Annotated in this window: 22 protein-coding genes and 1 pseudogene; 9 read left to right on the top strand and 14 right to left on the bottom strand. The window is 69.9% G+C overall.

Translation table 11 applies throughout. From position 1 onward, the window contains the following. Positions 1–30 precede the first annotated feature (30 nt). The 3 genes from BMY89_RS06100 to BMY89_RS06090 are packed head-to-tail and all read right to left on the bottom strand — an operon-like array spanning position 31 to position 2,341. Complete coding sequence (locus BMY89_RS06100) at positions 31–483, bottom strand: MaoC family dehydratase (RefSeq protein WP_092376257.1); 453 nt, start codon at positions 481–483, stop codon at positions 31–33. 19 nt (positions 484–502) lie between these two features. Then, a complete protein-coding gene (locus BMY89_RS06095) occupies positions 503–1,390 on the bottom strand; it encodes an amidohydrolase family protein (protein WP_092376254.1) in 888 nt (295 codons plus the stop codon). 24 nt (positions 1,391–1,414) lie between these two features. Further along, positions 1,415–2,341 (bottom strand): SDR family oxidoreductase, encoded by a 927-nt coding sequence (locus BMY89_RS06090; RefSeq protein ID WP_092376251.1) that lies wholly within the window; start codon positions 2,339–2,341, stop codon positions 1,415–1,417. A gap of 82 nt (positions 2,342–2,423) precedes the next feature. On the opposite strand from BMY89_RS06090, the gene BMY89_RS06085 reads away from it, so the two are divergent. Next, entirely contained in the window at positions 2,424–2,960 is a 537-nt protein-coding gene (locus BMY89_RS06085) for a MarR family winged helix-turn-helix transcriptional regulator (protein ID WP_092376247.1), read from the top strand. Here the strand turns inward: BMY89_RS06085 and BMY89_RS06080 are convergent. The 6 genes from BMY89_RS06080 to BMY89_RS06055 all read right to left on the bottom strand — a co-directional run bounded on the left by BMY89_RS06080 (position 2,957) and on the right by BMY89_RS06055 (position 9,331). After that, entirely contained in the window at positions 2,957–5,062 is a 2,106-nt protein-coding gene (locus tag BMY89_RS06080) for a DUF6351 family protein (RefSeq protein WP_092376244.1), read from the bottom strand. The two genes, BMY89_RS06085 and BMY89_RS06080, sit on opposite strands and share 4 nt — an antisense overlap. A 241-nt stretch (positions 5,063–5,303) precedes the next feature. Next, positions 5,304–6,188 carry a PaaX family transcriptional regulator gene (locus BMY89_RS06075; protein ID WP_139217910.1) on the bottom strand — a complete coding sequence of 295 codons (885 nt, stop codon included), beginning with the start codon at positions 6,186–6,188 and terminating at the stop codon, positions 5,304–5,306. Positions 6,189–6,270: 82 nt separating this feature from the next. Further along, the gene (locus tag BMY89_RS06070) at positions 6,271–7,068 is read right to left on the bottom strand and encodes an IclR family transcriptional regulator (protein ID WP_175510310.1); all 798 of its coding nucleotides are present in this window, start codon (positions 7,066–7,068) and stop codon (positions 6,271–6,273) included. Positions 7,069–7,098: 30 nt separating this feature from the next. Continuing rightward, positions 7,099–8,052: a PDR/VanB family oxidoreductase gene (locus tag BMY89_RS06065; RefSeq protein ID WP_092376238.1), complete on the bottom strand. Its 954-nt coding sequence runs from the start codon at positions 8,050–8,052 to the stop codon at positions 7,099–7,101. Further along, entirely contained in the window at positions 8,049–8,273 is a 225-nt protein-coding gene (locus BMY89_RS06060) for a hypothetical protein (protein ID WP_092376236.1), read from the bottom strand. The genes BMY89_RS06065 and BMY89_RS06060 overlap by 4 nt, the downstream gene beginning before the upstream one ends. Continuing rightward, on the bottom strand, positions 8,270–9,331 hold the full coding sequence (locus BMY89_RS06055) for an aromatic ring-hydroxylating oxygenase subunit alpha (protein WP_092376233.1): 1,062 nt from the start codon (positions 9,329–9,331) through the stop codon (positions 8,270–8,272). Before BMY89_RS06055 ends, BMY89_RS06060 begins: the two co-directional genes overlap by 4 nt. A gap of 146 nt (positions 9,332–9,477) precedes the next feature. Between BMY89_RS06055 and BMY89_RS06050 the strand changes: the two genes are divergently transcribed. Continuing rightward, the gene (locus tag BMY89_RS06050) at positions 9,478–10,755 is read left to right on the top strand and encodes an MFS transporter (protein WP_175510309.1); all 1,278 of its coding nucleotides are present in this window, start codon (positions 9,478–9,480) and stop codon (positions 10,753–10,755) included. 530 nt (positions 10,756–11,285) lie between these two features. Continuing rightward, positions 11,286–11,744 (top strand): hypothetical protein, encoded by a 459-nt coding sequence (locus BMY89_RS29795; RefSeq protein WP_139217909.1) that lies wholly within the window; start codon positions 11,286–11,288, stop codon positions 11,742–11,744. A gap of 1,491 nt (positions 11,745–13,235) precedes the next feature. On the opposite strand, the gene BMY89_RS06045 is transcribed toward BMY89_RS29795, so the two are convergent. The 3 genes and pseudogenes from BMY89_RS06045 to BMY89_RS31445 form a co-directional block, all read right to left on the bottom strand. Continuing rightward, positions 13,236–14,687: a HAMP domain-containing sensor histidine kinase gene (locus BMY89_RS06045; RefSeq protein WP_092376227.1), complete on the bottom strand. Its 1,452-nt coding sequence runs from the start codon at positions 14,685–14,687 to the stop codon at positions 13,236–13,238. After that, the gene (locus BMY89_RS06040) at positions 14,684–15,367 is read right to left on the bottom strand and encodes a response regulator transcription factor (RefSeq protein WP_175510308.1); all 684 of its coding nucleotides are present in this window, start codon (positions 15,365–15,367) and stop codon (positions 14,684–14,686) included. The genes BMY89_RS06045 and BMY89_RS06040 overlap by 4 nt, the downstream gene beginning before the upstream one ends. Before the next feature lie 108 nt (positions 15,368–15,475). Then, a pseudogene (locus BMY89_RS31445) lies at positions 15,476–15,817 on the bottom strand (hypothetical protein); the annotation flags it as partial. A 26-nt stretch (positions 15,818–15,843) separates the two neighbouring features. Between BMY89_RS31445 and BMY89_RS30260 the strand changes: the two are divergent. From BMY89_RS30260 to BMY89_RS06015, 5 genes are all read left to right on the top strand, one after another. Then, a complete protein-coding gene (locus BMY89_RS30260; RefSeq protein WP_170147664.1) occupies positions 15,844–15,993 on the top strand; it encodes an aromatic-ring hydroxylase C-terminal domain-containing protein in 150 nt (49 codons plus the stop codon). 839 nt (positions 15,994–16,832) lie between these two features. Further along, on the top strand, positions 16,833–17,543 hold the full coding sequence (locus tag BMY89_RS06030; protein WP_092376221.1) for an ABC transporter ATP-binding protein: 711 nt from the start codon (positions 16,833–16,835) through the stop codon (positions 17,541–17,543). Positions 17,544–17,596: 53 nt separating this feature from the next. Continuing rightward, entirely contained in the window at positions 17,597–20,074 is a 2,478-nt protein-coding gene (locus BMY89_RS06025; protein WP_170147663.1) for an FtsX-like permease family protein, read from the top strand. 166 nt (positions 20,075–20,240) lie between these two features. Further along, positions 20,241–20,630 carry a hypothetical protein gene (locus BMY89_RS06020; protein ID WP_175510307.1) on the top strand — a complete coding sequence of 130 codons (390 nt, stop codon included), beginning with the start codon at positions 20,241–20,243 and terminating at the stop codon, positions 20,628–20,630. Positions 20,631–20,753: 123 nt separating this feature from the next. Then, complete coding sequence (locus tag BMY89_RS06015) at positions 20,754–21,035, top strand: hypothetical protein (RefSeq protein ID WP_092376215.1); 282 nt, start codon at positions 20,754–20,756, stop codon at positions 21,033–21,035. A 285-nt stretch (positions 21,036–21,320) separates the two neighbouring features. Here the strand turns inward: BMY89_RS06015 and BMY89_RS06010 are convergent, their stop codons facing one another. Then, the gene (locus BMY89_RS06010; protein WP_092376212.1) at positions 21,321–21,842 is read right to left on the bottom strand and encodes a P-loop NTPase family protein; all 522 of its coding nucleotides are present in this window, start codon (positions 21,840–21,842) and stop codon (positions 21,321–21,323) included. A gap of 255 nt (positions 21,843–22,097) precedes the next feature. Here BMY89_RS06010 and BMY89_RS06005 point away from each other — a divergent pair, with 255 nt between their 5' ends. Beyond that, complete coding sequence (locus BMY89_RS06005; RefSeq protein WP_092376209.1) at positions 22,098–22,763, top strand: response regulator; 666 nt, start codon at positions 22,098–22,100, stop codon at positions 22,761–22,763. Between the two features lie 238 nt (positions 22,764–23,001). Here BMY89_RS06005 and BMY89_RS06000 read toward each other — a convergent pair whose 3' ends face one another. Continuing rightward, the gene (locus BMY89_RS06000) at positions 23,002–24,210 is read right to left on the bottom strand and encodes a monooxygenase (protein ID WP_232521085.1); all 1,209 of its coding nucleotides are present in this window, start codon (positions 24,208–24,210) and stop codon (positions 23,002–23,004) included. Positions 24,211–24,672: the final 462 nt, after the last annotated feature.

Raw genomic sequence — 24,672 nt, 5'->3', positions numbered from 1 at the left:
GGCGGTGCGGTGCGGTGTCCTGCGGCGTACTCAGGCGTAGAAGCGGTACAGCCCGCGCGCGACGACGGCCGGCTTGGCCCCGCCCTCGATCTCGATCGTCTGGTCGACCGTGATCTGGTAGCCACCCCGGACCTCGGCGACCTCGGCGACGACGGCCTGCATGCGCACTCGCGACCCGACCTTGACGGGGGCGGGGAAGCGCACCTTGTCGAGGCCGTAGTTGACCTTCGTCGAGACGCCCTTGACCTCGAGCAGCTCCGTCCAGAACGGCACGGCGAGCGAGAGGGTGAGGAAGCCGTGCGCGATCGGCGCGCCGAACGGTCCGTCCTTCGCCCGCGCCGGGTCGACATGGATCCACTGGTGGTCGTCGGTGGCGTCGGCGAAGAGGTTCACCTGGTCCTGGGTGACCGTGCGGTACTCGGTGTGTCCGAGGTCCGTACCGGCGAGGTCGGCGAGCTGGTCGTAGGCGATGGTCGTCGTCATGGGCTTCCTCCCGTTGTTCTCAGGGTGTGTCCGCCAGCCGAAGTAGCCGGACGGCATTGTCCTTCAGGATGCCGGGCAGCACCTCGGCCTTGAGTTCGGTGGCTGCCACGTCGCGCAGCCAGCGGTCGGGGGTGAGCAGCGGGAAGTCGGTGCCGAAGAGCACCCGACGCTTCAGCATCGAGTTCGCGTAGCGCACCAGCTCCGCCGGGAAGTACTTCGGGCTCCAGCCGGACAGGTCGATCCAGGTGTTGTGCTTGTGCGTCGCCACCGACAACGCCTCGTCCTGCCAGGGCACCGACGGGTGAGCCATGATGATCTGCAACTGCGGGAAGTCCGCCGCGATGGGATCGAGCAGCATCGGATTCGACAGCCCGAGCCGGAAGCCGTAACCACCCGGCATCCCCGCACCGATGCCGGTCTGTCCGGTGTGGAACAGCGCGGGTACGCCGGCCTTCTCGATCAGACCCCACAGTGGCGCGTACTGCTCGTCGCTCGGATCGAAACCCTGCACCGTGGGGTGGAACTTGAAGCCGCGCACCCCCTCGTCCTCGACGAGCCGGGTGGCGAGTTCGAGCGCCGCCTCGCCGGTACGCGGGTCGACCGAGCCGAAGGGGATCAGGACGTCGGCGTGGTCGGCGGCGGCGCGGGCGATCTCGACGCTCGACAGCGGCTGGTGTGCCAGTTGCGTGCGGGCGTCAACGGTGAAGACGACGGCGGCCATCCGGCGCTCCCGGTAGTACTGCGCCACCGCCTCGATCGCCGGGCGCGGCCCGTCCGTCCTGAAGTACTTCGACACCGCCGCCACGAGGTCGTCGGGTAGCGAGTTGTGGCCGTGGTCGTCGACCTCGATGTGTACGTGCATGTCGATCGCCGTGACGCTGTTGAGGTCGATGGCGGGCTGGTACATGGTCGGGAACCTTCGTCCGGCGGGTCAGGAGGCTGCGGGCTTGAACTCCTCGGGGAGCTCCGGGAACCGCTCACCGACGCTCTGCATCGTCCCGGCGAACTCCGCCGGCCAGGCATCGACCAGGGCGTCGTAGGTCCAGCCGCCCTCGCGGTAGGCGGTCAGTGCCGCCTCCGGGTGGGTCCAGATCTGGAGGCGGTCGCCGCCCACTCCGATCACCTGGCCGGTGACGCCAGCGGCGGCGTCGGAGCCGAGGAACGCGATGAGCCCGGCGACGTCGTCTGCGGTGCCGAACCCGAGATCGTGCCGGAAGAACGCCGGCATCGGCTCGCCGTTCGTCTCTGCCTGGACGGCGGCGGCGAAGTAGGGGACCGTGGCCGTCATCGCGGTCGCGGCCACCGGCACGACGGTGTTGGCGGTGATGCCGGCGCGCTTGAGTTCCAGCGCCCACGTTCGGGTCATGCCGACGATGCCCGCCTTGGCGGCCGCGTAGTTGGTCTGGCCGAAGTTGCCGCGCTGGCCGGTGGGGGAGCCGATGCAGATGACGCGCCCGCCCTCGCCGGCGGCCCGCATCTGCAGCACCGCCTCGCGCACGGTGGTGAAGGTGCCGCGCAGGTGCACGTTGATGACGGTGTCGAAGTCCTCGTCGCTCATCTTCCACAACACGGTGTCGCGCAGGACGCCGGCGTTGGTGACCAGGATGTCGAGTCGCCCGAAGGTCTCGACCGCCGTGGCGACCAGCTGCTTGGCGGTCTCGGTCGGGCCGACCGGGGCGACCACCGAGGCGGCCCGGCCGCCGAGCGCCTGGATCGACGCGACGGCGTCGGCCGCGGTCTGTGCGTCGACGTCGTTCACCACCACCGACGCGCCCTGCCGGGCGAGCTCCTGCGCGTACGCGAGCCCGAGACCTCGTCCCGATCCGGTGACGATGGCGACCTTGCCGTCCAGAGACATGGAAACTCCTTCGTGTCGACCCGATCTGAGCACGTACCGTTGAAAAAGTCAATTATTTGTGAAGCTTGCTACCATCGTCGCCATGCCCCCTAGCGAGAAGACCCGGCTGCCCGGGCAGGATGCTCTGCGAGACAGTGTCCTCGGTGGGGACCTGGTCTTCCTGCTCGCCCGGGCCAACGCGCTCATGCTCGCGGCGGCGAACGCCGCCCTCGCGGAGCATGGGCTCAAGGCACGGTCCTACTCCGTGCTCGCGCTCGCCGCCGACGGAGCCCGCCCCACCCAGCGCGAGCTCGCCGAGTTCCTCCGTCTCGATCCGAGTCAGATCGTCGCCCTCGTGGACGGGCTCGAGAAGCGTCAGCTGATCGAGCGCCGCACCGACCCCGCGGACCGCCGGGCCAACGTCCTCGTCGCGACCGACGCGGGTCGGGCGCTCTTCGCTCGCGCACAGGAGTCCGCCCGCGCAGTGGAGCTGGGCCTGCTGGCCACGGTGACGCCCGAGGAGCACGAGCGGCTGGCCGACCTGCTGCGCCTGCTCGCGTTCCCCGACTGGGCGGTGTCGGACAGCCGGACCGGGCAGCGCTCCCGTGGCACTGCCCGGTCCGCCCGACACCTGGGCTAGAAACGGATCCAGGTGCGGGCGAGTGGCACCTGACCGACGCCGGGCTTCGACCAGTCACAGACGCCGTCGGGGAAGACCGCCCGCAGGCGCTGCCACTGACCGGCGGTGAAGCTCACCCCGTACCGCGACTGCTTGAGGGGCTGTAGCTGGCACTTGAGCACGACGGAGGTCGTTGGTCCGCCCGCGACCACCCGTGGATTGCGGTGGTACGGGAACAGTTGGTTGCACCGGGCCGCCGGATCGAGCGTCAACCTCTCCACGATCCGCTCCCCGTCGGGCGTGACACAGCTGTCGAGCACGCCGCGTGGTCGGGACAGCCGGGTGAGCGCGACGGGGTCCAGGTGCGGACGGGTCGCCGCGAGCCTGGTGCGAGCGGTCAGCCAGGCGTCCATGTCCGCCAGTGCCTGTTCCTGGCTCGCCGTGGCGGCGGCGCCGGCCGGGCTGGTGATGCTGGCGTGGTTGTCGGCGTTGCCGTTGGCCCTCAACAGGCGCTCTCGCATCGTCCAGGAGCGGAACCGGTCGTGGAAGTCGCCGGTGGGGTCGGTGTAGCCGCGCGTCTCGATGATCGGGGTCCACCGCAGCCCGCCGTCGAACTGGTTGACGCGGCCGGTCGCGTACGCCACCTTGATCGCCTCGACGTTCGCCGAGGTGCGCTGTGGCGTCCGGTTGCCCTCGACGTCCAGGCCGCCGATGCCCTCGTTGAGCCGGACGAACTGCTCCGGGCTGATGATTCCCTGCTGGAGTGTCTGCAGGCCGTACTGCACGCCGACGGTGTCCGGGATGATCGGTCGGCCGGCGCCGGTGGCCGGGTCGACGCCGTACACGTTCGAGATGAAGTCCGCCATCGCGCAGCGGATGCCGTCGGGGTTGGTCACCGGGTGGTAGCGCAGGGCGGCCGGAACGTGGTTCGGGCAGGCGGTGGGCCAGTCGACGCTGTCGAAGAACTGATAGCCGACGCAGGTGTTGGGACTGCCGAAGCCGCCCACGGCGGTCTGCTCGGTGCTCGACAGGCCGGCGGCGGTGGCCGCCTGGGAGATGAACCGGCACTCGTGCCCGGTGAGCGTCGTGCTGCGCTCGTCGGGGTAGCCGATGTGCCCGACGACGCCGTCCAGGATGCCGGGGTAGGCGTTGGAGATCAGCAACTGCTGCATGGTGCCGGCCGAACCGCCCCAACCCATGGTGAAGGCCGGTACGCCGAGCGTCTCGATGACGTGCTCCTTGACCATCATGGCCGTCTCGGCGGACGTGACGTCGTTGCAGTTGTGGGCGTAGACGTTGAAGGTCGCGCTGGCGACCGCGTAGCCGCGGCTCAGCAGCGTGTGGTCGAGGACCCCGCCGGTGCTGTTGGCCTGGGTGTAGCCGATGCCGCAGGCGCCGCCGAAGGTGTACACCAGCCGGTCGTTCCAGCCGCGGTTCGTCGTCCAGGGACTGGGGGCGGCGTCCCCCGGCCGGTGCAGCACCGCGATCTCGTACACCGCCCGGTTGATGGTGCCGCGCTCGATCCGCACGACGTACGGGACGGTCCTGCCGGCCGTGGTGGTAGTGGTGGCCACGTCCGTGGGCAGCGGACCGTCGGGCAGGCTGGCGAAGCTGCCGGCGGTGGTGCGGTACTGGTAGGTCACCTGCGGCTGGGCCACGTGACAGTTCTCGTCGACCGGGCCGAGGTGCCACGGACTGCCCGAGGCCGTGCAGAAGAGCGGGATGTGCGGTCCGGAGAAGACCGGGCCGGCGGCGGGGTGGTTGACCAACGTCAGCGCGGCGCTGGGCCGGCCCTTGCCGAACCCGTTGGCGCGGACCTCCAGCCGGTTCTTGCCCAACGCGAGCCTGTCCACCAGGCCGAGCAGCGTCCGCTTGTCATCGGCCGGCCGGAACCGCCCGGTCACGTCACGGCCGTCGAGGCGGACCTTCACCTGGTGCGGTGCGACGTTCTGCGGTACGCCGATGCGGACCAGCGCGTCATCACCACTGATCATGTCTGCGCGGCCGGAGACGACCGCCAGGTCGAAGGTGCGGTGGCCGCCCTTGCCGGCGGGGGCGGTGGCGCCGGCCGATGCGGTGAGGCCACTGATCAGCGCCGCGGTGACGAGCGCCGTCAGCGCCACCCGTAGAGATCGTCGCCGAATCTTCCTGGTTGATCGATGGGAATGCATGACGAAACCCCTTTCAGCCGGGAACGGGCGGCTGGACCACCTGGTCAAAGGCGTGTGGGCAACGTAATGCGAAATCTGATCGCTAGTCAACGATTTTGCAGTGTATCTACGTCAGGCGGTGGACAGGGCGGGGCGAGTCAGGTGTGCCGCCACCGTGCGGAGTGGACCGACGACCCGGCGGGGCGGTGCGGCGTCAGAGCTGTTCGAGCGTCTGGACGAGATCCTCGAAGCGCTTCTGGGCCAGCGGAGCCAGCGCCTCGGAGATGCTCAGGAACACCGCCCGAGCCTCGGCCCGGGGAAAGGAGGGGGGCAGGAAGTCGACCGGCAGGTCCGGATCGGTCCCCACCAGCGCACGCCAGTCACTCACCAGGCTGGTGCGGGCGACGAGTGCCTCCGCCGGTGTCACCCCACCGGCCGCGACCCGGCCGGCAAGCTCACGGTAGCGGTGCAGGAATGTCTGGTAGCCGGCGGCCAACTCGTCGATGCGCCAGGCGGCGTCGAGCCGCGCCCTGCCGTTCGGCAGCAGGTCCAGGTCCTTGGACCGCACGACCACCGCGTCGGTGATGCCGAGCTCGCTGAGCTGCTCGCGTACCTCGTCGAACCGGTCGTGCGGGGTCACCCAGGTGGCGTCGTACAGCGGCCAGAACGTCAGCCAGCGCAACCGGGCCCGCAGCAGCCGGCGCTGGTTCGCGTCGTCCAGCGGCAACGTGAACGCGATAAGCGTCCAACTGCCGTCCCAACTGCTCTCGTCGGTGGTGGCGAAGATGCGCCGAGCGCCCCGCTGGAGGATGTGCCACCCCGGCTCGGTCAGTCGGTAGCTGGTCCGCCGGCCCTCCTTGGTCCGCTGGAGCATCCCCCGCTGGGTCAGCCGGCTGAGCGTCGCGCGGGCGTTGGCCGGCGCGATGTCGAACTCGGCCAGCACCGCGACCAGCCCGCCGGACGGCAGCGGGGACCGGCCGGCGTGCCAGTGGTCACCGAGCAGGGTGACCAGCAGCCGCTGCGCCCGAGCCCGCCCGACCGCCGCCCGATCCGACGGCGACCCCAGGACGGGCTGCCCGCCCAGGCCGTCGTTCACCACCACGGTGACCCGTCGCCGAGGGCGTCGGAACAGGGCTGACCAGAGCAGGCGCGGACAATGAACACCCGGATACGTTACTGCGTCACGTGACGGGCGGTAACGGCGTCACGTGGCTCGTCGCCGCAGCCCGTACGGGGGTGCCCAGCGCCCGGGAGATCGTCCGGCCCGCCGCCTGTACCAGCGGCGCCAGCGCCACCGGATCCGCCCGGTCGTGGGCGACCACCAGCGAGATCGCGGCGACCACCGAGCCGTCCGGACCGCGGATCGGCGCGGCGACGGAGAGGGCGTCCATGGTGACCTGTCGGTCGCTGACCGCGTACCCGGTGCGGCGCACCTCGGCCAGAGCCCGGCGCAGCCGCCCCGGGTCGGTGATGGTCAGCTCGGTCCACCGCTCCAACGGCGCGGCCAGCGTCTGCTCCTGGACCTCGGTCGGCGCGTAGGCGAGCAGCACCAACCCGACGCCGGTGGCGTGCAACGCGAAGCGGCCACCGACCCGGGTGAGCACCGGCACCGCGTGCCGCCCGGCGATCCGCTCGATGAAGACGAGTTCGAGGTCCTGCCGGACGGCCAGCTGGACGTTCTCGTGCGTCACCTCGTAAAGGTCTTCCATCGTCGGCAGCGCCAGCTCGCGTAGCCCCAGCCCCCGGGGAGCGAGCGAGCCCACCTCCCAGAGCCGCAGCCCGATCCGGTACCGCCCGTCCGCGCCCCGCTCCAGCGCCCCCCACGCGACCAGCTCCGCGACGCGACGGGACGCGGTGGGCAGTGGGATCTCGGCGCGGCGGGCCAGCTCGCTCAGGGTCAACGCCGGGCTGGCCGGGGTGAACGAGTCGAGCAGGGCCAACACCTTGCTGGTGACCGACCGTCCGGGCTGCGCGTGCACCCCGCCATCATGCCCACCCCCGACGGTCGGTCACAGCTCCAGCGTGAGCCGAGGCGTCCGGGACCGGGAGACACAGATCATCATGGTGTCGCCGACGGCCCGTTCCTCCTCGGTGAGCAGGCTGTCCCGGTGCTCCGGCACGCCGGCCAGCACCGGGGTCTCACAGGTGCCGCAGGTGCCCTCGCGGCACGAGGAGAGCACCTGCACGCCGGCTGCCTCCACCGCCGCCAGGATCGAGGTGCCCGGCGGTACGGTCAGGGTTCGGCCGGTGCGGGCGAGTTCGACCTCGACGGCGGTCTCGTCACCGTCGGCGATCGCCACGGGGGTGAAGCGCTCGACGTGCAGGGTGCCCGGGGGCCACGCCCGGCAGCGCTGCTGCACCGCGTCGATCAGCGGCTCGGGCCCACAGCAGTAGACGAGCCCGTCGCAGGGCGGCGCCAGCAGCCCGTCCAGGTCGAGCAGCCCGGTCTCGTCCTGCGGGTACAGGCTCACCCGATCGCCGTACTTCTCCCGCAGCCCGGCGGCGAACGCCATGGTGGCGCGGCTGCGTCCGCCGTACACCAGCCGCCAGTCGGCGCCCGCGGCGTCGGCGGCGGCGACCATCGGCCGGATCGGGGTGATGCCGATACCGCCGGCGATGAAGAGGTACCGCTGGGCCGGGACCAGTTCGAAGTTGTTCCGTGGCCCGCGCACCCGGACCGTGGCGCCGGGCTTGAGCCGTTCGTGCACCTGGCGGGAGCCGCCGCGGCCGTCCGGTTCGAGCTGCACCGCCACGTGCAGCGCGGTGCGATCCGCCGGGTCGCCGCAGAGGGAGTACTGGCGTACCAGGTCAGCACCCAGCTCCAGGTCGACGTGCGCGCCCGGGGTCCAGCCGGGCAGGTCGCCGCCGTCGGGGCGGAGCAGGGTCAACACGACCACGTTCGTGGCCACCTGGTCCCGGCCGGCGACCACCAGCTCCGCGCACGGGGATTCGTCGAGGCTCATACCGGTACCGCGCTGCGGGCGCTCGGCTGCGGTGCCGGCGGGACCACCGCCGGCACCTGGTGGCCGCGCGGGTGGGCGAGCAGCCAGTCCCACAGCTCCACGGGCTCCTCGGCGGTGCTCTCGGCCCCGCAGTGGCAGATCCCGCGCAGCGTGTCGGTACCCGGCATCCAGTGGATCCGGTAGACCCGGTCGCCGGTGAGCATGCCGGCCGGCGCGGTCATCGTGGCGCTCCCACCGTCCCCGCCGCCCCTACCGCTCCCGCCTCGACCAGCCGCGCGAGCAGGCGTCGGGCGGCGAGCCCACCGGTGTCGATGTTGATGCTGAGCTCCTGGTACTTGTCCGGCTCGGACGCGATCACCTGCTCCAGGATGTTCAGCGCCGTGACGTCCTGCATGACCACCGTGTGGTTGCTCTGGTGCAGGTACTCGCTGACCGACTCGTCGTCGACGGCGAAGTCGCGGGCCACCGCCCAGAAGTCGTAGGTGGTGTGCTCGGTCGACGGGGTGATCGCGTACACGATCTCGGCGTGGAAGGCGTCTTTGTCCTCGCCCTCGGCGGGTGGGTAGACGCCCTGTGGCGCGATCCGGCTGTGCAGCAGGTACAGGCAGGGCGGGTGGTACTCGATGTCCTGCCAGCGGGTGATCCGGCCCTGGATGCCGGTCGAGCGGGCGTAGAACGGCGGGCACTCGGCGTCGTCCATGTGTCGGCTGACGTAGACGATGCCGCGTTCGTCGTCCACCTCCGTGGTGATCGGCGTGTTCGCCACCTCGGGCGTGCCGATGTAGCCGCCGTGCAGGTAGGTCTCGTGGGACAGGTCCATCAGGTTGTCGACGAGCAGTTCGTACCGCGCGTTCAGCGGCGCCATCCCGCGAACCACGGTGTACCGCGGATCGTCCAGCCAGGGCGCGCGGGGGATGCTGGTCGGGTCGGCGCGGTCCCGGTCGCCGATCCACACCCACACCAACGAGTCCTGCTCCACCACGGGGTACGCGGCGACCCGCGCGGTACGCGGGATGCGTTGCTGACCCGGTACGAAGACGCAGGTGCCGGTCTGGTCGTAGGTGAAGCCGTGGTAGCCGCACACGATGGTGTCACCGTCGAGCCGGCTCTCCGACAACGGGTAGCGGCGGTGCACGCACCGGTCGGCGAGGACCGTCGCCGCCCCCGACTCGGTGCGGTAGAGCACCAGCGGCTCACCCAGCACCGTGCGGGCGAGCAGATCCCGCCCGACCTCGCTGCTGTAGGCCGCCACGTACCACTGGTTGCGGGCGAACGCCATGCGACCGGACCTCCTCGGGACGAGCGACGCTGTGGTTCGGATGGTCCCGTGGCAGGTCCGCCTCCGGCGACCCACGATTTCACTGAGTGAAAGCCCATCCGGCGTGCGGCTTGGACGGAGGCGTGGCTTCTGCCATCCTCGACCCCGTGACGGGGGTCGAGGATGCACCGCGTACGGATCCGGGGGCGGACTCGCGCCCCGACCCGCGCGGGTTGGGCGGCAGGTTCTGGCGGCTCTGGTCGGCGTCGGCGGTGTCGAACCTCGCCGACGGGATTGTCAAGATCGCGCTGCCGCTGATCGCCGTCGGGCTCACCAGCTCCCCGGTGCTGGTCGCCGGGGTGGTGGCGGCGTTCAGCCTGCCGTGGCTGCTGTTCGCGCTGCCGGCCGGCGCGCTCGTCGACCGGCTCGACCGGCGTCGGGTGATGCTCGCCGCCAACACCCTGCGCGCCGGGCTGTTCGGCGCGACGGCGGTGGCCGTGGCGCTCGACGCCGGCTCGATCTGGCTGCTCTACCTGGTGGCGTTCGGTGCCGGCGTCGCGGAGACCCTCTACGACACGTCGGCCCAGTCGATCCTGCCGCAGGTGGTGCCACGCGAGCTGCTGCCTCGCGCCAACGGGCAGCTGCACGCCGTCGAGTTGGCCGCGAACCAGTTCGTCGGCCCGCCGCTGGCCGGCTTCCTGGTGGCCGCGAGCGCGGCACTGGCACTGGCCGGGCCGGCCGGGCTGTGGGCGGTCGCGGTCGCGGCGTTGCTCCTGGTCGGCGGCCGGTTCCGGGTCGAGCGGAACGGACCGACCACGCTGCGCGCCGACATCGCCGAAGGCGTGCGCTTCCTCTGGCGCCACCGGCTGCTGCGCACGCTGGCGACGATGGTGGGCGGCAGCAACCTCATCACCAGCGCGATTTTCGCGGTGCTGGTGCTCTACGCGGTCGGTCCGGGCTCGGCGATGAGGCTCACCGAGCCCGGGTACGGCCTCCTCCTGACCACCATCGCCGCGGGCATCGTGCTCGGCTCGCTCGTCGCTGGGCGGATCGAGAAGCTGCTCGGCCGGGCCCGCGCGCTCGGCGTGTCCGTGGTCGCCATGGCGGCGGTCGTCGGCGTACCGGCGCTGAGCACCAACCCGTTCGTGATCGGCGCGGTCTTCTTCGGCGGCGGGATCCTGCTCGCCGCCTGGAACGTGATCACGATATCGCTGCGCCAGCGGATCACCCCGGACCGCCTGCTCGGCCGGGTCAACAGCAGCTATCGCCTGCTGGCCTGGGGGAGCATACCGATCGGCGCGCTTGCCGGCGGCCTGCTGGCCGAGTTGTTCGGCCTCCGCGCGGTCTTCGCGATCATGGGCGTGTTGGCGTTCACCCTGCTGTTCGGCATGCTCCAGGTCACCGACGCCAACATCGACGCTGCCGAACGCGACGCGGCCAACTGACCGCGCCGGCATCAGTTCGTCGGGTCCGGGAGTGTGGCGATTTCGGCTCTGTCTCACATTCGGCTCTGTCTCACATTCGGAGCTCTGGAAGACGGCTGAGTTCTCCAATATCTATCTGGAGATCGACCGGCGGTCGGCCGCTGGTGAGGTCGGCGGACGTCAGGACTTCCATTACTCGAAGCTCCCGCCATCGCAGAGTCTGGAGGCTATTCTGCTCCGGGACGGCCCGAAGCTCACGTCGGGGCTGAAGCAGCAGAACCCGCGCACGCCCTTCGGTCGGCCCATCATGTCGTTCACCGGATCTTTTGATGTGGAATGGAATGTGGTTGGATACCAGAACAATAATCCGGTGGTTGAATACCACGTAACCAATGCCACTACGATCGCGTCTGGTACGAGAGTTCCTGGAGTGACCCCCCACGCGGGAATGGTTTCGCCGGCAGCGGAGTGGATGCCTACCCACTTGAGCACTACCAGATCCAAAGCTACCGGTTCCGCATCACCACCTGTGTGAACTCGGCGTGCCAGCGATGACTAGGAGCTACGGGCGGTTGGCGGCGGGGATTGTCGTATCCTTGGCCTGCCTTGCTGCTGTCGCTGTGGTCTTTTCGGTAAGCAGATGGTCCAGTGACCAACGCCCTGAACTTACTGATTCTGCAGTGGTGGGAGCGTGGCGGGGGAGTGGCGCGTCTGAACTGATCATTGCGGGCGACCGGACGTTCTCCGCCAAAGGGCTCCCGTCTTCGCTGGTTGGTTCGCAGGCGACTACGTCTACCGTTCCGGGTGTCGGGAGGTGGTCCATTCAGGCGGATGTGAACGACTCCAGTGAGAAGAAAACCCAGCTCGTGTTGGTTTTCGAGGATCTCGACGACGTTCCCGTCCCCTTCTCGGTCAAGCTCGCATCGGATCTGGCTGACGGAAAGTTGGTTCTGTTCTGGACCGTCGGTGACCCTGATCTCGGTCACCGCGTCACCCTTGAGAAGGTGTAACAATGGCGATTGGCAGACAGTTGGATGCTCCGCGATATGGAGCCTGATCTCCTTCATATGGATTGATGTGAAGACCCGGAGGTTGCTAGCTTTTCCGGCACCTTCCGGGTCTTTCGCGCAATTCACCTGGCGCCTTTGTTGAGGGCTTTCTGGCTATCCCGCCGCAACCGATCCGTCAACACCGCCGGCTCGTTGTCGTCCTGCACCCTCACAGCTACATCACACCAGAACACGCATGGCACCCGGATGGGCCATGCGACCCGACACGGCCGCGAGGCCGAGTGGCACGCCAGCCGTCACCGTCAAAGAGAACCTTCCAGCCGGGGCGGGGAACTGGGCCGCCAGCCCGGGTCCCGCTCCAGTCCAGGTAGGGTGGATATCAGCCGAGCGGGATGACGCCGATCAGACCCGATCCGGGTTGGAAATCGGTTTGTGTCGATCCTGGCACACGAACCGGATCCCAACGGCATAGACAGCTGGCTGCTGTCATCAGCGGGCCACCAGTTGCAGCTCGCCGTTATCGACATCATGGTTGTCTGGTCGACATCGGGACTCCGACATGAACTCGCATCCGCCGAGCATGCAGCGGCTCCGGCATCGCTGCCACGCCCGACAGTCGGACCTCATGGCCAGGTCAGCTCTGCTGTTTGGCCCCGGGTCGTGCTGTCACCGGTGGCGCGCGGTGCGACGCCGAACCGGCAAGACGGCTACTGCGGGACCGTGAGCTGCGGGAATGTGGTTCGGATTCTGCCAAGTATGGTCCACCAAAATTCCCTGAACTGGGGAAACGTGAGCCCGTGGTTGGCAGTGCGCGAACCACCTCGACCAGATGTGCAGTGGGCTGGGGAAACGCGTTCTTGCGGTGCGGGTCCGCGTCTGGTCGCGTGGTTCAAAGTTGGTGCGGCGGCCGTCTGCCTGCTACTCGGCCAGCTTTGATCTCGCTGCTCTTGCCTTTTCCACGACGGACCCGAGTCCGGACGCGGCCCAGGATGTCTGGTCTCGCCCCATCCGGCGTCACCCGACTCGGGTCCCGTTAATGATCATCTTTCGGTCTCGGCGCCATGACCTGTTTCGTTGCTTGCGATCGCGTCGGAATCTGCGCGATGCCGGTGCCACGGCCTCGTAGAAGAAATCTATTCGATGGCATTTCTCGCCCCTTCCAGGAGAGGCGACACCCGCGCTGCAACGGTGAGCGCGGCGGCACGGTCGAGATCCGGGACGGGGACCCAGGCCCGTCCCGGATCTTTTCATTGGCCCGACGGTCGCCGCCCTTTGGCCCTGCGCCACGCGCCGGGGCTGGGGTCGGCGCATCGCGGTGTCCTGCCCGGTGGTGGGCCGCGTAGGCCATTGCCCGACGCCGCCGCCCTTTGGCCCAGCGCTGTGCGGCCGGGGCTGGGGTCGGCGCACCGCGGTGTCCTGCCCCGACGGTGAGCCGCGCGGGGCCATGCCCGAGGGCCCCGTCCCTTGTCCTGCGCTGCGCCGCCGGGCAGGTCAGCGCATCGTGGTGTCCTCCCCGGCGGTGAGCCGCGCGATCGGGGCGGGCGGGGCCGGGGCCGGAAGGTCGACCCGCAGCAGTGCGCCACCGCGTGCGGAGCGGGCGACGGTGGCCCGGCCGCCGTGGGCGTCGACGACCCGCTGCACGATCGACAGCCCGAGACCGGATCCCGGCAACGCCCGGGCGCTGTCGGCACGGTAGAACCGGTCGAACACCCGCGGTACGTCGGCGGCGTCGATGCCCGGTCCGGCGTCGTCGACCTCGAGCACCGCCGACGCGCCCTCGGCACGGAGCCGGATCTGGACCGGCTGGTCCGCGGGGGACCACTTGCCGGCGTTGTCGATGAGGTTGAGCACCGCCCGCTGGAGCGCAGCGGGACGGCCGCTCGCCCACACGGAGGTGAGGTCGAGCGCGATCTCGATGTCGGGCACGCGGGAACGCGCCCGGGTCGCGGCGGCCACCACCACGTCGGCGAGGTCGAGCAGCTCGGTGTTTTCGTCGCTGACGTCACCGCGGGCCAGGTCGGTCAGCTCGGCGGCAAGGGTGCTCAACTCGGCCACCTGGGCGCCGAGATCGTTGAGCAGCCGGGTCCGGCTCTCCGCCGGCAGTGCGCTGTCCAGGGTGCCGCGCCGATCGAGCCGGATCAGCAGCTCGACGTTGAGGCGCAGGCTGGTGAGCGGGGTCTTGAGCTCGTGGGCGGCGTCCTCGGCGAGCAGCCGCTGGGCCTGCCGGGAGTCCCGGAGCGCGGCGAGCATGTCGTTGATCGACTGGATCAGCCGCCGGATCTCCCCACCGCCTTCATCCGGGATGTGGGCGTCGAGATCCCGGGTGTGCGCGACACGTTCCGCGGCGGCGGTCAGCCGGTCGATCGGTGCCAGCCCGGTCCGCGCCACGGTCCGCCCGACAAGGGCGCCGCCGACCACGCAGAGCAGCCCGATCAGCAGCATACCGAACCCGAACTGGTTGATCGGGCTGTCGTCGACGACGCGGGCCACCTGGACCGCGCCGTCGCCCGCCCGGAGCGTGTAGATGAGGTAGCCGTCCTCGTCGCTGTCGTTCGACTCCATCAGGTCGGCCGACGCGCCCTGCGCCACGTGCCCGGCGTGCTCGCTGACCGGGGGCAGCGCGGGTTGGCCGGCCGGCGTCCGGGTCGAGCCGTCGGGCAGGATGACCCGCACCAGCGGACCGGATCCGGGATACGGCGGTAGCGGGACCTGCGCCAGACCGGCGCGCTCCGCGTTCGTCGCCAAGACGCGGGAGTCGGCGCGCAGCTGATTCTCGGCGGTGTCCCGCAGCTGCCAGTCCAGCAGCTCGCTGGCTACCTGGAAGGCCATGAACACGCTGACGGCGATGGCCGTCGCCGCGATCACCGTCAGCCTGGTCCGCAGGGACCGCCGGCGCCACCATCGGGTCAGCCGGCGCGGTTCCTGGCCGGCGGGCCTGCTCACGGAGGAGTCTCCCGCAACGTGTATCCCAGGCCGCGCAGCGTGTAGATCAATCGTGGCTCACCCTCGGCCTCCATCTTGCGGCGCAGGTAGCTCACGTACACCTGGAGGTTGTTGGCGGTGGCGCTCATGTCGAAGCCCCAGATCGCCTCGAACAGCGCGTCGCGGGTCAACACCCGGGTCGCGTTGCGCACGAGGACCTGCAGGAGGGAGAACTCGGTCCGGGTCAGGCGCAGCGGCCGCCCGCCCCGCCACGCCTCGAACCTGTCGGGATCGAGCCGGACGTCGGCGAACGAGAGGATCTGCGACTCGCCGTCGCCCGGCGTGCGCCGGCGCAGCAGGGCCCGCACCCGGGCCAGCAACTCCTCGGTGGCGAACGGCTTGGGCAGGTAGTCGTCGGCGCCCGCGTCCAGCCCCGCGACCCGGTCGGTGACCTGGTCACGGGCGGTCAGCATCAGCACCGGCAGATCCCGACCCGCGGCCCGCAACCGCCGGCAGGTCTCCAACCCGCCGAGGCGGGGCATCATCACGTCGAGGATCAGCAGATCCGGTGCGTCGCCGCCGGGCCCACCGACCCCGTCGAGCACGGCGAGACCGTTGGCGACGGTGCTGGTGTCGTAACCCTCGACCTGGAGCACCCGCTCCAACGACTCACGGATAGCCGCGTCATCATCCGCGATCATGATCCGCACGCCGGCCCGCCCCCTTCCAGTCGATGCTTTTGCCGCTCATTGTTCCCGATCAACCTGAGGCCAGGATTAGCGTCGCTGGGACCGCGCTCTTACGGATACCTAAGTTTGATCTTTAACCCGTGCGCTGTTTGCGTGCGGTGATGCTCGGGTCGCGTTTGGCGGTCTGCCGACGTCGTGGCGGGGTGCTGGTTGGCGGTTTCGTGATTCGGGTGGGCGTCCGGGTCCTGGTCTGCTGGGTTTCGGAGTACGCGCTGGGAGGGGTGTCTTCGGACGCAGGTTCCGAAACCCGCGGCGGACGCGGGCGCGTGTGAGGCGTTCGGGGGGTGTTGGCCGTTCCCATGGTCTGCGGAGGTCCGCGACGAGGGCACGCGCGAGCCGCAGTTGGGTGTGGGCGGCGATGATCAGCCAGGTCCATCGGTCGGCGGCTTGTGGGGTGCGCACGGGTCAAAGATCAAGCTAAGAACGAGATGACCTCCGCAGCGGCGGACCGGGTGGACGGCAACGCGTTGCTCATCCGGCCCGGCGGCTGTGTCGCCTGGGCCTTGCCTACCGGGCAGGACCTGGACGCCACCACGCTGGTGCGTGCGCTGGGCACCTGGTTCGGCCAACCCGCCTGAGCGCCGCATTTAACCGTCGTCTCAGGTTCGCTCGGTATGAAGGCGTCAGATGAGCGATGTAACCCGTATGTAGGAGGCTGGTGATGGCAGTCAACGCAGCGCCGTCCGGGGAAACGCCCGGCCGGTCGGTTGGCAGGCCGGTGGGTGCCGTGGTTGGTGGGTGGCGCTGGGTCCCAGGTCGCTCGCCGCATCTGGACATCGAGCGGTGAGGCAGACCTGCTCCATGAGACAGCTGCGGGTGCCGCCGGGCCTGTGTGCACGCCGACCCCGGCGGGGGCAACGACGACGAATTGGTGAAGCACCACCGGTTTCATGGAGCACCGTGTGAAGTTCGAGAGCTGTTTCAACGGCCCGCCAGCGGGCCGCTTCACGGAGCGGTTGGGCTGCCCCCTGAAGCACCTTGTGAAGCAGCCGGTGGTTGCCCGTAAGTCAGCTGCTCGAGGTGAAGGAGATCCCGTCCTCGGGCGTGCAGCGGACAGCAGGAGTTAGTCGCGGTAACGCGGGCGTGAACTCACTGTTGGCACTACCAACCGGCCGAGGCAGCTTGCCCATGGCCACATCGATGCGCGCGCTGCGCGCTGAGACTCACGGACCGACCCTTGGTATCGAGGGCGTACCTGGCCGGACGAAAAGCTCCGGGGGCAACCCCAGGCGGCTAGGTGGATCGGCGGCTGAATCAGCGACCGGCCCGGTCCCCAGCTAGACCTACAACTCCGGATTTCTTGCAAAACCCTGACCAACCACTTATCGGAGGTCTCGTGTCCTCACGTCCAGATTCCACGGTCGTCGATCGGCAGTCCGGGAGCGCGCTGTCAGCCAACGCTGATGACGCTGCGGCCATGCTCGTCGGCGCCGTCAAGCGATACGGCTCCGGCCGGTCGGCCGTCGTCGCGCTCGACGACGTCACCATCGCGTTCCCGGCGGGGAAGTTCACGGCTGTGATGGGCCCGTCGGGTTCGGGAAAGTCGACGATGATGCACTGCGCCGCCGGGCTGGATCAACTGACATCTGGCCGCGCATTCGTCGGCAACACCGATCTGTCGGCCCTCGACGACCGCGAGTTGACCAGGCTGCGCCGAGAACGGATCGGGTTCGTGTTCCAGGCATTCAATCTCGTGGCGACGCTCACGGCCGAGGAGAACATCTGCCTGCCGATGACGTTGTCGGGGCGCCGGCCGAGTGTCGCAGCGCTCGATCAGGTCGTGTCGCTGCTGCGCCTCGGCGATCGCATGCATCATCGGCCGACGGAGCTCTCGGGTGGCCAGCAACAGCGAGTCGCCGTCGCCCGGGCGCTGGTCGCTCGACCGCAGGTGGTTTTCGCCGACGAGCCCACCGGCAACCTCGACACCCGGTCCGGACAGGAGATCCTCGGATTCCTGCGATCAGCAGTCGATCTGCATCACCAGTCGATCGTGATGGTCACGCACGATCCCAACGCCGCTGCCTGGGCGGACCACGTCGTGTTCGTCGTCGACGGCCGAGTGCACGACGTGATGGATCACCCGTCGGCGGATTCGGTGATCGACGTGATGAAGGGCCTGGGGCGATGAGCCAGATGATGCGGAGTGCGGCTCGAAGCGTGCTCGCGAGTCGGGGTCGGTTCATGCTGACGGGCACGGCGATCATGCTGTCGGTGGCGTTCCTCGTCGCGACGCTGGTGCTGTCCGACTCGATGCGTGGCCGAGCGGCCGGTGACATCGCCGAAGCGTTGGCCGGGACGGACGCCGTGGTGCAGGGCGTCGTCCTCGGCGAGCCCGGCGGAGGGCCGGGAGATCCGGAAAGGTCGGTTCGGCGATCACTGGATCCCGACATCACCGAGCGCGTGGCTACGGTCGATGGCGTCGACGGGGCCGCCTCGCAATGGGTCGGCTTCGCGAAGCTGGTCGTTGACGGATCGTCAGTCGGAACCGGCACGGCGAGCGACGTCGGTCGCAACTGGGTCGCCGACCCGGCGCTGAATCCGTTCCGGCTCGCGAGCGGGCGACCACCGACCGAGGTCGGCGAGATCGTGATCGACCGATCGCTCGCCGGTGACGCAGGCTTGGCTCCGGGTGACGTCGTACAGGTCCTGACCACGACGGGGATGTACGACGCGACCGTCACCGGTGTCGCGACGTTCGCGTCGGCGGACGCGGCACCGCTGCAGCGAACGGTGCTGTTGCCCGACAAAGCGGTGTCCGCCTGGCTCGACACCGCAGCGCCGACGGAGGTGCTCGTCGGCGTCGCGGAGGGCGCTGACCGCGCCGAGGTGCTCGGCCGATTGTCGGCGCTGACTGATGCCGAGGTCATCGACGGGCCCGACCACATCCGGACGATGCAGGACGCCGCGACGTCACCGCTGCAGTTCCTGACCGTTTTTCTCCTGGCCTTCGCCGTGGTCGCGGTGTTGATCGGTGTGACGATCATCTTCAACACGTTCGCGCTCACCGTCGCCCGCCGCCGGCGGGAGTCGGGGCTGCTGCGTGCGATCGGTGCGGAACGACGCCAACTGCTCGGCGGAGTGGTGATCGAGGCGGCGCTCGTCGGGACGATCGCCACGCTCGTCGGCCTCGTGTGCGGGGTCGCGGGAGTGGGCGCGCTGCGCTGGCTCGTCGGACTCGCCGGGATCACGTTGCTCACCGGGCCGTCGATCGTGAGCACGACCTCGATCGCGGTCGCCGCGGCCGTCGGTATCAGCGCAACGGTCCTAGCGGCATGGATCCCGGCTCGCCGCGCGGCGGCGACACCGCCGATCGAGGCGCTGCGCGAGAGCGCGGCGGAACCCCGGGTCGTGAGCCCAGCGCGAACTGCGAGCGGGCTCGTGCTCGCCGCGGTGGCGATCGCTGGAGGAGCTGTGGCTGTGGCGCGGTCGAGCGCGACGTGGGCCCTGCTGGTCGTTGCCATCGTCCCGGCGCTCGTGCTGTGCGGCCCGGCGATCGTGACCGCCGCAGCGCGCGGGAGCGCTCAGGTGGCCCGTCGCGCCGCCGGTGTGTGCGGCTCGATCGCGGCGGGCAACCTGGCTGCGAGCCCCCGCCGATCGGCGTCGACGGCGCTCGCGCTCATGCTCGGTACCGCGATGGTGACGATGTTCGCGATCTTCGCGAGCTCACTGACGAGCGCGGTCGGGACGGACGTTCGTGAAGGACTGCAGGCGGACCTGGTGGTCACGTCGGCGACCGCCGACTTCCCGACGATCGACCCCACCCTGGCCGGCCGGATCGCGGCGCTGCCCGACGTCGACGAAGTCGCCGCGCTGTCGATCGCCGAAGGGATCGTGGCAGGGAAAGCCGAGGCGATCGGGGGCATCGACCCGACGGCACTGCCTACCACGTTCGACCTCGACCCGATCGCCGGCGACCTCGCCGACCTGAGCGATGGGGGCGTGGCCGTGGTCGGCGACGACCCCACGCTGCTCGGCGGCACCCTCGCGATCGAGTTCGAACGCTCGACACTCGAGGCGCCGATCGTCGCCGTGGTCGCGAGGAGCACCGGCGGTTTCGAAGCCCCCTTGTACTTCGTCGACCGTGCGACACTCGACGCCTCGGTCGGTCGTCTGCTCGACGCTCTGTTGTTCGTCGACCTCGCCGACGGTGCGGTCGCGGACGCCGAGGAAGACGTGAGGGCGCTGGTCCGAGCCACGCCCGGGTCGTTCTTCGAGACCCGGGCAGAACACGTCGCCAACAGCGGGAGCGAAATCGCCGCGTTCCGGAACTTCATCGACGGGATGCTCCTCCTCGCGAGCTTCATCGCGCTTCTCGGAGTCGCCAATACCACGGCGCTCGCGATCAATGAACGCTCTGGAGAGCTCGGGCTGCTGCGAGCGGTCGGCGCGACTCGCCGAGAGCTGCGTCGAATCGTGCGGCTCGAGGTGGCACTCCTGTCGTTCGTGGCAGCATCGATCGGCATCGCCGTCGCAGTCGGCTTCGGCTGGGCGCTGATCGACGTCACCGGTGGCGCGGAGATCCCATCCGTCGTCGTACCGTGGTCCCGCCTCGCGGTGACGCTCGTCGTTGCGGTCGCAGCCGGCGTCGTCGCTGCAGCGTGGCCCGCGTTCCGGGTCTCCCGGGTGCCCGTGCTCGAGCTGGCGGGCCGGGACCGCTGATGCGCAGGTCCTGCGCCTGGACCGGGCGGCCCACGACCGGTCCCGGTGCAGGAATCTCCCGGCGGAGTACGCGCCCGCCATCGGCCGCGACGATGATCATGCCGCGACGCACACGGATCATTGCACCGGTCGCGCCGATCTCGCTGCGCTCGTCGCCGCGTCGGCGGTGTCGATCGGCGTGTTGCTCAACGGTCCGGACGTCGTGGCCGGACGGCAGCTCCCAGGCATCGCGATCGCGGCCGTCGCCGCAGTGCTGCTCGTCGTCACCGGTCGGTTCGGTCGAGCCACCGTCGTGGCGATCGGTGTGTTGGACGTCGTCACCCTCGCATGGACCTCCAGCCCGGTCGCGCTGCGGCCGCTACTCGCCGTGGCGCTGCTCCGTCTCATGCGCCGGAGCGACGATCGCTCGGTGATCTGGTTCGGATCGTTCGTCCAGGTCCGCACCGGGCCGGTCCAGCATGTTGACGCAGGTGGCCGCCGGCTGCACGTCAACGCCGACTACGACGGCCTCACCGCCCTACTCGGCGAACGAACTGACCGCCGACCATGTCCTTGACGGCCGCGACACCCCGACCACCGGCGGCACCCGCCGCCCCCGACAGGCCGACAACACCCCGTCCGCCGCCGCGGCCGGTGCGCACCGAACGAGCCCACACCGCCAGCCGAGAACACTGGCGCCGTGCCATCGCCGCAGGACACGGCTGACCACCACGGTGCGACCGCGGTCGCCGCCACCGACCGTCACCAGATGGCCGACGCCACCCGACCCGAGCCGGTCGTCAACACCGGCGGCCACTACCACCTCGACCCCGCCGCCGTCACCGTCGACCGGTGGCAGATCCTCGACGAGCAACACCACACACGGTCGACAACCGACCCGACTGTCCACGCCGCTCGGTCCCGCATCGGCGACGGCTTGAACTACCCATGGCTGCACATCACCCGGGCACCGGATACGTGACAGCCCGCGCCACCAGGCTTCCGAGCGGGTCGAGCACCGCGCCCAGGACCAACCGCGGCACTGATCGACTTCGTCGGCGAGTGGCGTCGGAGGAGGCCGCCTGGCGCCGCGGCGACGACACTCGGGAGAACGCCGGATCGTCGCACCGACGGCCTGTAGATGACCGTGGGGATAGGGCAGATCCGTATATCCTTCCGGGCTGCCGGTCCGCCGTCAGCTACGCCCTGGCGACGCGGCCATCGAGGAACGGTTAGCCGACACCGGTCGCCTCCCGTCCCGCGTCGGTCAGGTCGTCGGCTGGGCTCCTTGTCGTAGTCGGTCGACCAGTTGGTTGGCTTGCCGGCGGCTGGTGAGCGAGATCAGCCGTACGTGCGGCTCGTGTGCCTGGATGAGGTTCTGGATCCGGGGTCGCATGGCTCGTCGGTAGCCGAGGATGTATCGGATGAAGTTCCAGGTGATCCGGTCGTAGACGCCGTCGGCCTGGTGCTGGCCGCCCCGGTAGCGTCGGCGGCGTTGAGCGATGCCCCAGAGGCAGGTGGCGGCGGGAAGGTCGAGGAAGATCACGGTGTCGGCGGTGGCCAGCCGGATCGGCAGGGTGCCGGCGTAGTTGCCCTCGATGATCCAGCGTTCGCCAGCCACGAGCTTCTCCTGCTTGGCAGCGAACTTCTCTTGGGGAAGTGGGTTCCACTGCTGGTCGTAGTAGATCGCGTCGAGGTGGGTCAGGGGCGCGTCGAGGATCTGGGCGAGCTTCCGGGCGATCCTCGACTTGCCGCTGCCGCCGCAGCCGATGATGGCGATCCTGTCCATGGTCCTCCAGGGTATGGGCGGGGCGAGGTTGGGCGGACACGGCGGGTCATGACGGCACCAAGTCCCGATGGCGCAGGAGCGCCGTTTAACAGTCGTCTCAGGTTCGCTCGGTATGAAGTAGGCATCGCCGGGCGACGCGGGTCTCGGCCTCGCCGGCATGGCCGAACGCGCCGTGCTCTACGGCGGCACGGTCAGCGCCGGCCCCACACCGGACGGCGGCTGGACCGTCCACGCGACCCTGAAAGGCAGCCATTCATGATCACTGTGCTCGTGGTGGACGCCCAGCCGCTGCAGCGCTTCGGGTTTCGCATGCTGCTGGAGAGCACCCCCGACACCGAGATCGTCGGCGAGGCCGAGAACGGCACCGAGGCCGTTCGGCGGATCACCGAGCTGCATCCCGACGTGGTGCTGATGAACATCCGCATGCCGGGCGTCGACGGGATCGAGGCCACCCGGCGCATCGTCGCCGCCGGTGGGCGTTCGCGGATCCTGGTGCTGACGACGTTCGACGTGGACCGGTACGCGCTCGCCGCGCTGCGGGCCGGGGCGAGCGGTTTCCTGCTCAAGGACACCCGCCCGGAGGAGCTGCTCGCCGGCATCCGGGCCGTCGCCGCCGGGGACGCGGTGATCGCGCCGGCGCTGACTCGGCGGCTGCTCGACGCGTTCGCCGACCGGCTCGAGGATGACCTATGCGGGCCCGTGCGGGAGGATCCCCGGCTGGACTTCCTGACCGACCGCGAGCGCGAGGTCCTCGTCGCCATCGGCCACGGCCTCACCAACGGCGAGATCGCGCAACGGTTCACGCTGTCGGAGTCGACGGTGAAGACCCACGTCGGGCGGGTCCTCGCCAAGATCGGCGCACGGGACCGGATCCAGGCCGTCATCCTCGCCTACAACCTGAGGCTCACCCGGCCGATTTAGCGCTTCATCTCGCGCGTCCGTCGGGGGCGCGACCGTGGTTCCCAGCCGCACCGCTCCGGGCCGATCCGCTCCGCGTGATCGACCGCTCCGCTGCCGGGTCCGCGTGCAGCCGCCCACGTCACCACCCGTCCGACCGCCACGACGCCGTACGGGTGTGAGTTCAGCGCGGACGTGTGTGAGCTCAGAGCTGTTTCTCGACTTGTTGACCTCAGTGAGCTCACACACGTTCGACGCTTCGTCAGGACTTGCGGGGGGAGACCGTCATGATGCCAATGCACATCTCGTCGCTGGTGCCGTCGCCCCACACCACGTAGCGCGGCGGCAGCTTCTTCAGCTGCGGCACTCGTTTGCGCAGCCCCGCGTCGTGCGTACACGTCACCCGCAGCGTGTCCCCCGGACCGATCTCCACCGGCGACGGCAGCTTCATCAGCCGCTGGTTGTCGAAGTCGAACTGCGGCACGTCCAGCACGACTTTGGCGTTTGGCGTGCCCGGGTTGAGTTCGACCTTCATGGCGCGCCCGAGCATGTGCATGTGGCCGAAACCGGCGAACAGCGTCATCGGCTCCTCCACCTTGTGATCGCAGGTTTGGGTGCTACCGGGCTTCGGCACGCCGCCCTGGTTGCATTCCTCCACCTGACGGTCCGCCATTTCGCCGACGTCCGCCCCGAACCGCTTCGTCACGTCCGCGATCGAGGCCGCCCGGTCACACAGCGGCCCCGACTCGTCGACGGCGCAGGGCAGGTCGGTCGGCGCGTCGAGCGACCACGTCTCGAGTTCCCGGGTCTGCGGCGTGCCGTCCGTCAGCCGCAGCCGCACCGCCGAGCGGTCCGACCCGGTCGGCTTGCCGTCGGTCGCGAGCAGGTTGTAGTGGATCTGGAGGACGACCAGGCTGCCCGGCTCCAGCTTGTGGCCGGCGTCCTGGTCGAGCAGCGTCTCCGTGGCGCCCGGCGCCCAGGTGTCCACCCACGCCGCGTCCCCCTCTTCGACCTCGGCGCCGGCGACGCCGGTCCCGCCGAAACACTGCCAGCCGAGACCAGGGGTCTTCGCGTCGTGCTCGCGCACCGCGGCAGCGCCGCCCGGCGGCACCGCGTACACGATGGCGTGGTGCGCGATGGCGACGTTCTCCGGCGTGAACTGGGTCCCGGTCAGGAACGCCGCCTTGGTCAGGCCCGGATCGATCATCTGGCACCGGTACTCGTCCGTGCCGCCCCCCGGCGGCGCGGGCGTGTATGCCTCGGCCATCTTCAGGTCGACGAACCGCTCGCCGGCGCGCAGCGGCTGCGGTGGAGCCGACGACCCGCCCTCGTGCGCGCTGTGCGAGCCGGCCGCGCCGGGCGCCGCACTGTTGTCGGCGTCCGACCCGCAGGCGGCGACGGCAGCGAACGCCGTCGCCAGCGCCATGGTGGCCGCCCCGAACCTCCGCAGTGGACTGTCAAGTTTCGTCATAGCCTGAAAGCTAGGCCCGATTCCGTCCTGTTTCGTCGTACTGCGGTCGTCATCCTCGGAAGGGAGGTGGTGCCACGGTACTACCTCTCCGGAGCGCCATCCGGGAGCGCCGGTACCGACGTCCGATTTCCCGGCGGCACCGCGGGTACCGACTCGCGGACGGCGTCGATGGTGTCGTGCGTGCGCTGATCCCGGCTACGACACCGCGCGGCTGGCCTGGGTACTGTCCGACCTGCCCGTGCTCCTGGTCGGCCGGATCCGCGCCGACCGGGTCCTGCGGTTTCCCAAGCCGTAGACAGCCGGGCACCCTGGGCCGTGCCCGCAAACACGGCACCGAGTTCGCCTGCAACGACCCGGCCACCTGGCCCGCACCACACCACGTCACCACCACGCAGACCACCCGGTGCGGCACCGCTACGGCCACCGCGTGGGACCGGCTGCACCCCAGGCTGACCCGCCGAA

Origin of the sequence: Micromonospora phaseoli, assembly GCF_900109115.1 — a bacterium.
GTDB lineage: Bacteria > Actinomycetota > Actinomycetes > Mycobacteriales > Micromonosporaceae > Micromonospora > Micromonospora phaseoli.
The sequence above is the reverse complement of the archived record's forward strand: the minus strand, read 5'-3'. Positions and strand labels throughout refer to the sequence as shown.